Origin of the sequence: Sagittula marina, from assembly GCF_014196795.1 — a bacterium.
GTDB lineage: Bacteria > Pseudomonadota > Alphaproteobacteria > Rhodobacterales > Rhodobacteraceae > Sagittula > Sagittula marina.
This window is the reverse complement of the sequence record NZ_JACIEJ010000021.1, coordinates 23,688-32,250: the sequence shown is the minus strand read 5'-3', so window position 1 is coordinate 32,250 and position 8,563 is coordinate 23,688. Positions and strand designations below refer to the sequence as shown.

Sequence of the window (8,563 nt, the reverse complement as noted above, 5' to 3'; positions counted from 1 at the left end):
GCGCCCGGCGCGCTTGCGCCAGACGGCGAAGCCGAATACCCAAACCCAACCTGCAGACTCTCGTTATAAGTGAGGGACCAGAAGGGGGCAGGTCACGCTCTAGACGATTTTTGTGGGTGCAAGGAAGTTTTGTTCAATGAACAATTTGGAGAACCCGCACCGGAATCAAGCACCGCATTATGCTACTGATATTGCTACGAAACGACAGTGTGTTCGAAGTTCCATGACTTATGCACCGGAACCGCCAACTAGAACAACTTTCTAAATGAGACCACATTCGATACTGTTGGCTCAAAGCTCCTACCAACAAGTTCTCGCACTTCATCTTCCGGCAAAGGGATTCGATGCTTCAGAACCTCAAGATGCATTTCACCCGCTTCCTCGATTGCATCGACGGCTCTTCTCAGCATTCTTGGTTCTTCGACAGGCACAATGTCGTCGTACGGTTCACCTTGAGGTGATCGATATCCTTCTCGGCCTGCAGCAACGAAGAGACTAGTTGCTCTGTTTTCGTCAATAACCCCAAGTTGCTTCGCACGAACGATTTGTGCTGTTATCGCAATGTTCCAGTCTCGCTTCAAAAGTTCAAACGTGGACAAGGAAGCGTAACGCACCTCACGGTAAAATGCTGTTCTCGGGAAAAGCAGTGCCCCGGCAAACCTGTGTGCCTGCATTTCTATGTGATCAAAGTAGTCTTTGTTTTCCAGATCATCATCCGAAACACTTTGATGAAGAAGTATGTGACCCAACTCGTGCGCCAGATTGAAGCGCGCGCGCGCAGCGGTTGTGTGACGCTTATTGTGTCCCACAAAAGGTCTTTGGGAAACTTCATCCCAATGAGCAAAGCCGCTCTGCTTTCGGTTTTCTATCATCGGGGCAAGGACCGGAATGCCGATGTTCTCAATAGCCAAAGTTATATCTGGGATGGGGTATTCACCTAGCCCCCATTCAAGCCTGCATGCCTCAGCGGCGGCTTCGATGTCGTATTCTGATATATCAGACCAATGCGAAGGAAGCTTAAGGCTAGGTAGGTTGAGTGAGGGAAACTCGACATAATCTTCCAGCGTCGAGAACACCTCACATGCAAAGACAACACGAGCGTCTACTGCTTCGCGACTCGCCTTAGTCACGGATTTCAAATCGCGCCAAAAAACATGCGGAGATACATTTTTTTGTACCGAGGCTGAGAAGAAGTGCTCAGGAAACCTCAGCACTTCAGCCATTCGCCGAACCTTGTCCGGCATTGGTGCTGCCGCGCCATTCTCATAACTGCGCAAAGCTTCACTGCTAACGCCAAGCTGTTCAGCCAAATCCTTCTTCTTGATTCCCCTACGGCTGCGAGCCAGACTAAGTCGGCTCGGTACAAAGTTCGTCACTCCACGTTTCATTTTGTTTCTCGACGTTCCGAAGCGGGGCGCAACCTAACTGCGACTTTGTCAAATTGCTTCGGCGCTCTGTCGGCGGGAGATTTGGTCCATCCCAGATCATCACTGAGCTGGCTGGAAAGGACATCCTTATTCCAAACCCAGCTATCGTATGAGGAGTTTGGGAAGGCGATTCTGAACATGTTCAGTCCGGTTCCTGTTCGAGTGAAAGCATCACCCCTGCATCCATGCAACAAGACCCCAAGATGGCACCCAGTCCAATCCGCTTGAAGAACAGGCCGGTCTCCTAGGTCCATCTCAAGTTGTCTAATGGCGGAATTAGTTCCTGCTAGCCGTTGTTTATATGCAGCCACCGCAGGCCGGTGGGAGAGGTCTAGGATGGTTTCCGCAATGAAACAAAAGCACCCAATTCTAACGATGGACTTACGCTGACCGTTTGGGAGGAGCATGTTCTCGACATCGGCACCTACATCGAGGGCGGCGGCTGTCAGAGCAGACATTCCAAAGCTAGAACGTGTCCTCATATGCCGTTCCAGTAGATTTTGGTTGAGGGGATCAGGTCTGTCGTAGACCAGCCCTGCGCCTTGCCGTTCCGCAATGTCAAATGACGAGGAATACTCCCAGTGCAAACGGCTTTCTGCCGCCTCAACGAATTCTTTCGAGAGGTTTGCTCGGATGTCTGCATCAAGCCGTTCAAAGGAATCCATCGGTTCTCCGCCTTAGCCACAACCATAGATACAGATAGTTATGAAAAACGCAAGTTTTGACGCGTAACTTTTGAAGTTTGATCCACTTGAACGGTGGTTATATCCCTAACTTTGTTTAGTCTCCGTGTAAGAAAAGACGCATAAAGCCTTGTATGTTAAATGGGCGCCCCCTGCCCCGCATTTTCAAAGCCTACCTTCAGCCTCAAATGAGTGTTTGAGTAATTGTGTGACCTTGATATGTACCAAATATTGGCATAACCTCCTTTCAGGAGGTGCATCATGCCCAAAAACACATCTATGTCCCTTGGCGATCACTTCGCCAGCTTTATCGACACTCAGGTTCAGGCCGGCCGCTATTGTTCGGCCAGCGACGTTGTGCGCGCAGGTCTGCGCTTGCTCGAAGAGCATGAAGGCAAGGTGAAGGCGCTCCAAGACGCTCTGATCGAGGGCGAGCAGTCTGGAAAACCGGAGCCCTTTGACTTTGACGAGTTCAAGGCGCGCAAACGGGCAGGACTTAATCAGGTCAACGGATGAGCCTTGTCACCTTCTCGCCTGCAGCAGCGGCGGACCTCGATAACATTTGGGACTACACCGTCGAAGAATGGGGTGCAGACCAGGCTGACCACTATACAGATGATGTTCAAAACACCTGTATCAGTCTTGCACGCGGTGAAAAAAGAGGACGCGACGTGGGCGTGCGTTCAGGCTACCTGAAACATGCTGTTGGAAAGCACTTCGTCTTTTTTAGAACAACAAAGGCTGGGATCGAAGTGATCCGCATCCTACACCAAAGCATGGATGTGGGACGGCATCTGTAGCCGAGCTTGCCTCAACTCAAACACTCAGTTACTCTTTTGAGTAAAGACACAAATGAGGCAGAGCATGAGCATTATTTCCGTTTTGAATCCAAAAGGTGGGAGCGGCAAGACCACCATCAGCACCAATCTCGCCAGATCGCTGCACGAACAGGGACACTCGGTCCTGATCGTGGACAGCGATCCACAAGGCAGCGCCCGTGACTGGCACGCAGCCAGCGAAGATAATCCAATCGAACTGGTCGCGCTGGACCGTCCAAACAACGTCAGGACGCTGACCAGTATGGCCGCAAACTACGACTATGTGGTGATCGACGGAGCGGCAAAGCTGGAAGACATGATCGCCGCCTGTATCAAGGTCAGCGACTTCGTTCTGATCCCCGTTCAACCATCTCCATACGACATCTGGGCAGCGTCGGACCTAGTGGATTTCATCAAGGCCCGCCAGGAAGTAACTGACGGATCACCGCGTGCAGGGTTTGTGGTTTCTCGTGTCGTAGAGGGAACCCGGCTTAGCAGCGATGTGCGGACGGCCTTGGATGACTACGCATTGCCCATTTGCAAAACAACGATCACACAACGACAGGTGTATCCCCAGACCGCATCTGAAGGGCTGACCGTGTTTGACGCTGACAATGCCAAGGCGAGGGCAGAGACTACGGCGTTGAGCGATGAGATATTGGCGATGTTGGAACCGGCGAAAAGGGAGGTGGCGTAATGGCACTGTCCGCAAAGCGTCCAAGCCGGGGTGATGACGCCCGCAAGCGCATCCTGCACGAGATCACCGAAACAACCGAGAAGAAGAAGCGCCTCAATGCGGAGATTGAAGAAACGCTCTATCGAAAGATCAAGATGAGAGCGGTGGAGGAAGGACGCTCAATCTCGGACATTACCCGCGATCTTTGGTCTGAGTATTTGAGTAGATGAGTACTTGAGTGGATGGGCTACCAACCGTTGCGCCCGCGTTTCTTAAACCAGCTCTTACAAAATCCGAGAAACGCGGCGTCTGGGTTCTTCGGCGGCTCCTTTTGCTTGGCCGCGTAGGTTCGCCACTCTCCAGCCAAAACCCTTATGTCCCATGTCGGGGCTAACTCCTTTGCGCGTTCAAGCGTGTCTTGCGAGAGGGGCAGGACATAGCCGCCTGTCAGACCGTCCTGTTCTGGCTTTGCAGTGTAGTTTTCCAGAAATTCCGGCTTTGGCGTCACCGTGAGAATATCCGCGTCCAGTCGGAAAGAATAATCCGGCATGTGGTTGTGTTCTTCGTCGGCCTTGCAGATCGCCCGAACAAGCCTACGAAACTCCTTATCAGAGGACGTAGAGCCGGTTCGAGCCTTCAACTTGTCCAGGCCACATTTCCACTCCGGCTGCGTCCCGCATTGCTTGCGGGCCAACTCATACAGACGGCGCTCCAGAGGCTTGCGGAGCTGAAAATAGCGCCGGTTAAGCGTCAGCACATCATCACCAGCAATGGCGTTGAACACCCAATCGGAAAGGGTGACTTCTAGATCGAGCATGCGACCGTCGCGGGTTTCACGGACGATCCGATAACGGTCAATCAGGCTAAAGCCGTCGATCTGTTCCACACCGCCCGTTGTGATGTTGGTTTCGATCTGGGTGCCTTGAAGGCGCTCCAGTGCGGCTTTAAGGCCCGTATAACCGGTCCCGGCAGTAGGGCGGTTGGTCGCTACAAGAAGATCATAGGCTTTGAAGCGAAGAGTTCTGTGTACCTGCTGCCCATCGTTCAGAGCAGCCATTACTTGCGAGATGCAGTAGATCAATACGTCGCGGTCATGGACAGTCGCAAGCCCAATCATGTTGGGCCTGACCTCAACGTAGCTTTTTCGATCAGTGGCCACATAGCGGCGTTTTTTGATGTCAGGCTTGGTCGAGAGGGTAAAAATAGGATGTGCCATCGAGGCCATATCGCCTTTAGGCGCGGCGTCGAAAATATCGCACACAAAGAAATCCCCTTGAGCATGTCGCAAGGGGAGGAGAGGCGTTCTATCCTGTTTCGTAATATCACCCACCATGTACGCACTATTCGTAATTTCACCCACCGACGCAAGACACTTCGTAACTTCACACACCCGCAGGCTTTCGTAAGATCACCCACCATCTTTCGTAAGATCACCCACCCCTTATCGTAAGATCACCCACCGAAGCGTCAAAATAACTCTGTTTAAGTTAATCATTTCAAATGGATAGAGGGATTGATGATTCGCGTAACACAGAGTCTAACACATATATAACACCCAGCTTGGGTCTGTTGTATTAACTCGGCGGAGGCCGCAGGTTTTGCTTGTTTGTGAAGGTGGAATAGCCGATGCAGCAGAGAAAGAATCCGTTCAAACGACATCGGATCATCCTGATGGCGGTTCGCTGGTATTGCCGGATACTCGCTGTCGTGCATGAATGTACGAGACATGCTGGCAGAGCGCGGTGTGATGGTCGGAGCATTGACTATACATCGCTGAGTTCGCAAGCGGGCTATGGTACTCTTGGTTCGGGCTACAGTGGCATGTCGATGAGCCTTGGAGGGAGATGCTCCGCCTGTACCATTCACGGACAAAGCGCAGAGGTATGCTAGGGTAGTTCGTGAATTTAATGCTCGGCTCGGACCCCAAGACGCGATCCGGCATTTGGATCACAAATATCTGAACAACCGGATCGAGAGTAACCACGCTGCGCTCAAACAACGACTGTGACCCATGCGAAGTTTCCAGACCTTGGCTGGTGCAAAGGCAGCTCTCGCTGACATCGAGATCTTCCGCACTATCCGCAAGGGGCTGTTTCAATCACGGATTTCACCTTGGCAACAAATGCGCAGGCCGATTTGAGCCCGGCCCTGCATATCGGCATCCAGCAGTCAATCGATGATGAACAGCGCGTTAAACATTTGAAGCCGGATCAGCCTAATATTTTAGTACCAGGTGCAAACTCTAGGCTCTCGACTCCATAGAGCGTCGCGGTATTGCGTAACCACAACTGATGGCGCATTGGATCTAGGCTGTGGTCTGACGTCGTGTCGATCCCCCAGAACTGGGTCACATATCCTACGAGCGATGCTCGCAGCCGCAGCTGTAGAACACCTCGTGTCATGCCGTAATCCGCCACGACCGCCAGTGGCTGTTCAAGATCAGGATGTGGAACAAGCTCCATGGGGACGATCCGCATCCATTGCTCGTCCAGTTCCCGATTGGCACTGGTAGGGATTGGGCCGATCACCTCAGCCTGTTGGATCCGGGTCAGAACAAAATCACGAAAACCGTCACGACGTTCATCATGCGCACGCATGTGCCACCGCAACCCGCTATCGACCAAAGCGTGAGGAGATACGATACGATCCGTGGCACCAGTGCTCAATGAGACATAGCGGATCCGCAGGGACTGGCTGCCGGCAATGGCGCGGGATACGGCGGAAATGACATCCAGGGTATTGCCAAGTTGTTGACTGGGTTTGGTAGAGGTATGTCTGCCTCATGAACATTCCAATCGATTTGCCGCCCCTGAAGGGCTTTCGCTACCCACGTGAAATCATCGCGTTCGCTGTCTGGGCGTATCACCGGTTAGCCCTGAGCACGGCTGATGTTGAAGACCTATTGGCTGCTCGGGGTGTGATTGTCAGCCGGGAGGCGATCCGACTGTGGGTTAATCGCTTTGGGTCGCATTTTGCAGATTGCATCCGCCGCGAACGTCCGCGGCCGAGCGACAAGTGGCACATGGATGAGGTCGTGATCACGATCCGGGGCAAGAAGCATTGGCTGTGGCGCGCGATCGACGCAGATGGAGATATTCTCGTGCAGACACGTCGGAACGCCAAAGCAGCAAAGCGCTTTTTCCAAAGATTGGTTTCACAGTTTGGCGAGCCGAGAGTGGTCATAACCGACAAATTGCGCAGCTATATCAAGCCGGTCAAAACACAGGCTCCGAACGCTGACCACCGGGCCCACAAAGGCCTAAACAACGCGATAGAAGTTTCGCATCGGCCAACCCGCAAACGGGAGAAAATAATGGGTCGGTTCAAGTCTCACCGGCAGGCACAGAGGTTTCTATCCGCGCACGACCAGATCAACCTCATTTTCCGTCCCCGGCGCTATCAACTCACAGCATCCTCATACCGCCACGCCCGCAACGATGCGTTCAGCCTCTGGGCCGATTACACCGCTGAGATGACCGCGTGATCCACGCCCTTCACAGGGAAGCGCACTCTGCTGTCAACAACTTGGCAATACCCGGCGAAGACCTCCGCAGCTGTCGCCCCGTCGTCATTGATGTGCCTTCCGTTCGGCTGCGATCGAACCATTATGGCATATTAGATGCCGTTTCGTGGGGTCATCCGATGATCAACGCTGGAAAGGCGGCGATTAGGATTAAGACGCCCAGCATGACGCCGACATAAGGCAAGGCACCGACAAAGATCGACTCTAGCGACACACTCCGGTCTGCTAGGGTCGAATGCACCGTGAAAATAGAGATTCCAAAAGGTGGAGTGAGCAACCCAACCTCCACCGCGATCACGGTGATGATGCCGAATTGGATCAGATCGTAACCCAGGGTCTGCGCGATCGGCGCGGCGATGGGCACGACGATCAGCAGGATCGAGCTGCTGTCGAGGATCATGCCCAGCAGCAGCACCAGAAGCACGTAGACGATCAGAAAGCCCACGGGGCCAAAGCCGCTGCCGGTGACGAAATTGCCGATGGCGGCGGGAATGCCCGCGACGGCCAGCATCTGGCTGTAGAACCCGGCGGCCATCAGCAGTGCCAGAATGCCGACCGAGATCGCCCCGGTCTGGCTGAGCACCGCCCAGCTGCGGCGCAGATCAAGGCTGCGCCGGCAAAGCGCCACGATCAGCGCTGCAAAGGCGCCAATGCCGCCGGCCTCGGTCGGAGTGAAAAAACCGGAATAGAGCCCGCCCAGAACAAAGGTGACCAGCAGGACGATGGGCACGATCTTTTTCAGGATGTCGATTCCGTTCAGTTGCGGCGGCTGGACGGGCTCTTCGGCCGTGTCGGTCGCGCCAGGCGCGGCAAAGACAAGCCGGGGCGCGAATTTCGCGACCAGCAGGATCCAGAGCACAAAGCCCCCCGCCAGCAGCGCGCCGGGCACCAGCCCCGCAATGAACATCCGACCGATGGATTGCTCGGCCAGCACCCCGTAGATAATCAGCAGCAGGCTGGGCGGGATCAGCATCCCCAGCACCGAGCTGCCCGCCACGGTCCCCGCCGAGAACGACGGCTTGTAGCCGTGGCGGGTCATTTCGGGCACGGCTACCTTGGTGAACACCGCCGCCGAGGCGATGGAGACGCCGGTGACGGCGGCAAAGACGGTGTTGGCGGCCACGGTGGCGATGCCCAGCCCGCCGAGCAGGCGGCGCAGCAGCGTCTCGGCCACGTCGAACGTGTCCTTGCCGACATTCGAGATGCTGACCAGGTTTCCCATCAGCACGAACAGCGGAATGGTGGCAAAAAGATAGCTGGCAACACCGTTGTAGGCGGTGATCGACATGAGCCTCATCGCGAGGTCGAAATTGCCGCGAATGATCCAGACGCCGGCAAAGGCCACGACCATCAGCGCCACGGCAATGCGCATCCCGAGCAGGACCAGCGCAAAGAGCACGCCGATGAGGATCAGTCCGATAGTGATGCTGCTCATC

At 54.4% G+C, this 8,563-nt stretch carries 11 protein-coding genes; 6 read left to right on the top strand and 5 right to left on the bottom strand.

Annotated features, from left to right (window positions below; genetic code table 11):
- Nucleotides 1-248 precede the first annotated feature (248 nt).
- Nucleotides 249-1,388 carry an ImmA/IrrE family metallo-endopeptidase gene (locus tag GGQ68_RS23020; RefSeq protein WP_183970190.1) on the bottom strand — a complete coding sequence of 380 codons (1,140 nt, stop codon included), beginning with the start codon at nt 1,386-1,388 and terminating at the stop codon, nt 249-251.
- Nucleotides 1,385-2,092, bottom strand: coding sequence for a hypothetical protein (locus tag GGQ68_RS23015; protein WP_183970188.1), 708 nt, complete (start codon nt 2,090-2,092; stop codon nt 1,385-1,387). The genes GGQ68_RS23020 and GGQ68_RS23015 overlap by 4 nt, the downstream gene beginning before the upstream one ends.
- Before the next feature lie 279 nt (nt 2,093-2,371).
- Between GGQ68_RS23015 and GGQ68_RS23010 the strand changes: the two genes are divergently transcribed.
- The 4 genes from GGQ68_RS23010 (at nt 2,372) to GGQ68_RS22995 (ending at nt 3,834) form a co-directional block, all read left to right on the top strand.
- Entirely contained in the window at nt 2,372-2,626 is a 255-nt protein-coding gene (locus GGQ68_RS23010; RefSeq protein WP_183970185.1) for a type II toxin-antitoxin system ParD family antitoxin, read from the top strand.
- Nucleotides 2,623-2,910: a type II toxin-antitoxin system RelE/ParE family toxin gene (locus GGQ68_RS23005; RefSeq protein WP_183970183.1), complete on the top strand. Its 288-nt coding sequence runs from the start codon at nt 2,623-2,625 to the stop codon at nt 2,908-2,910. Before GGQ68_RS23010 ends, GGQ68_RS23005 begins: the two co-directional genes overlap by 4 nt.
- A 64-nt stretch (nt 2,911-2,974) precedes the next feature.
- Complete coding sequence (parA, locus tag GGQ68_RS23000) at nt 2,975-3,625, top strand: ParA family partition ATPase (protein WP_183970181.1); 651 nt, start codon at nt 2,975-2,977, stop codon at nt 3,623-3,625.
- A complete protein-coding gene (locus GGQ68_RS22995; protein ID WP_183970179.1) occupies nt 3,625-3,834 on the top strand; it encodes a plasmid partition protein ParG in 210 nt (69 codons plus the stop codon). The genes parA and GGQ68_RS22995 overlap by 1 nt, the downstream gene beginning before the upstream one ends.
- Before the next feature lie 17 nt (nt 3,835-3,851).
- Here the strand turns inward: GGQ68_RS22995 and GGQ68_RS22990 are convergent, their stop codons facing one another.
- The gene (locus GGQ68_RS22990) at nt 3,852-4,865 is read right to left on the bottom strand and encodes a replication initiator protein A (RefSeq protein ID WP_425502996.1); all 1,014 of its coding nucleotides are present in this window, start codon (nt 4,863-4,865) and stop codon (nt 3,852-3,854) included.
- Nucleotides 4,866-5,438: 573 nt separating this feature from the next.
- Here GGQ68_RS22990 and GGQ68_RS24945 point away from each other — a divergent pair.
- The gene (locus GGQ68_RS24945) at nt 5,439-5,612 is read left to right on the top strand and encodes a DDE-type integrase/transposase/recombinase (protein WP_183970175.1); all 174 of its coding nucleotides are present in this window, start codon (nt 5,439-5,441) and stop codon (nt 5,610-5,612) included.
- 202 nt (nt 5,613-5,814) lie between these two features.
- Here the strand turns inward: GGQ68_RS24945 and GGQ68_RS22980 are convergent, their stop codons facing one another.
- A complete protein-coding gene (locus GGQ68_RS22980; RefSeq protein WP_343056063.1) occupies nt 5,815-6,330 on the bottom strand; it encodes a helix-turn-helix transcriptional regulator in 516 nt (171 codons plus the stop codon).
- Between the two features lie 56 nt (nt 6,331-6,386).
- Here GGQ68_RS22980 and GGQ68_RS22975 point away from each other — a divergent pair, with 56 nt between their 5' ends.
- Nucleotides 6,387-7,088, top strand: a complete 702-nt coding sequence (locus tag GGQ68_RS22975) for an IS6 family transposase (RefSeq protein ID WP_183970173.1) — start codon at nt 6,387-6,389, stop codon at nt 7,086-7,088.
- Nucleotides 7,089-7,239: 151 nt separating this feature from the next.
- Here the strand turns inward: GGQ68_RS22975 and GGQ68_RS22970 are convergent, their stop codons facing one another.
- The gene (locus GGQ68_RS22970; RefSeq protein ID WP_183970171.1) at nt 7,240-8,562 is read right to left on the bottom strand and encodes a TRAP transporter large permease; all 1,323 of its coding nucleotides are present in this window, start codon (nt 8,560-8,562) and stop codon (nt 7,240-7,242) included.
- Nucleotide 8,563: the final 1 nt, after the last annotated feature.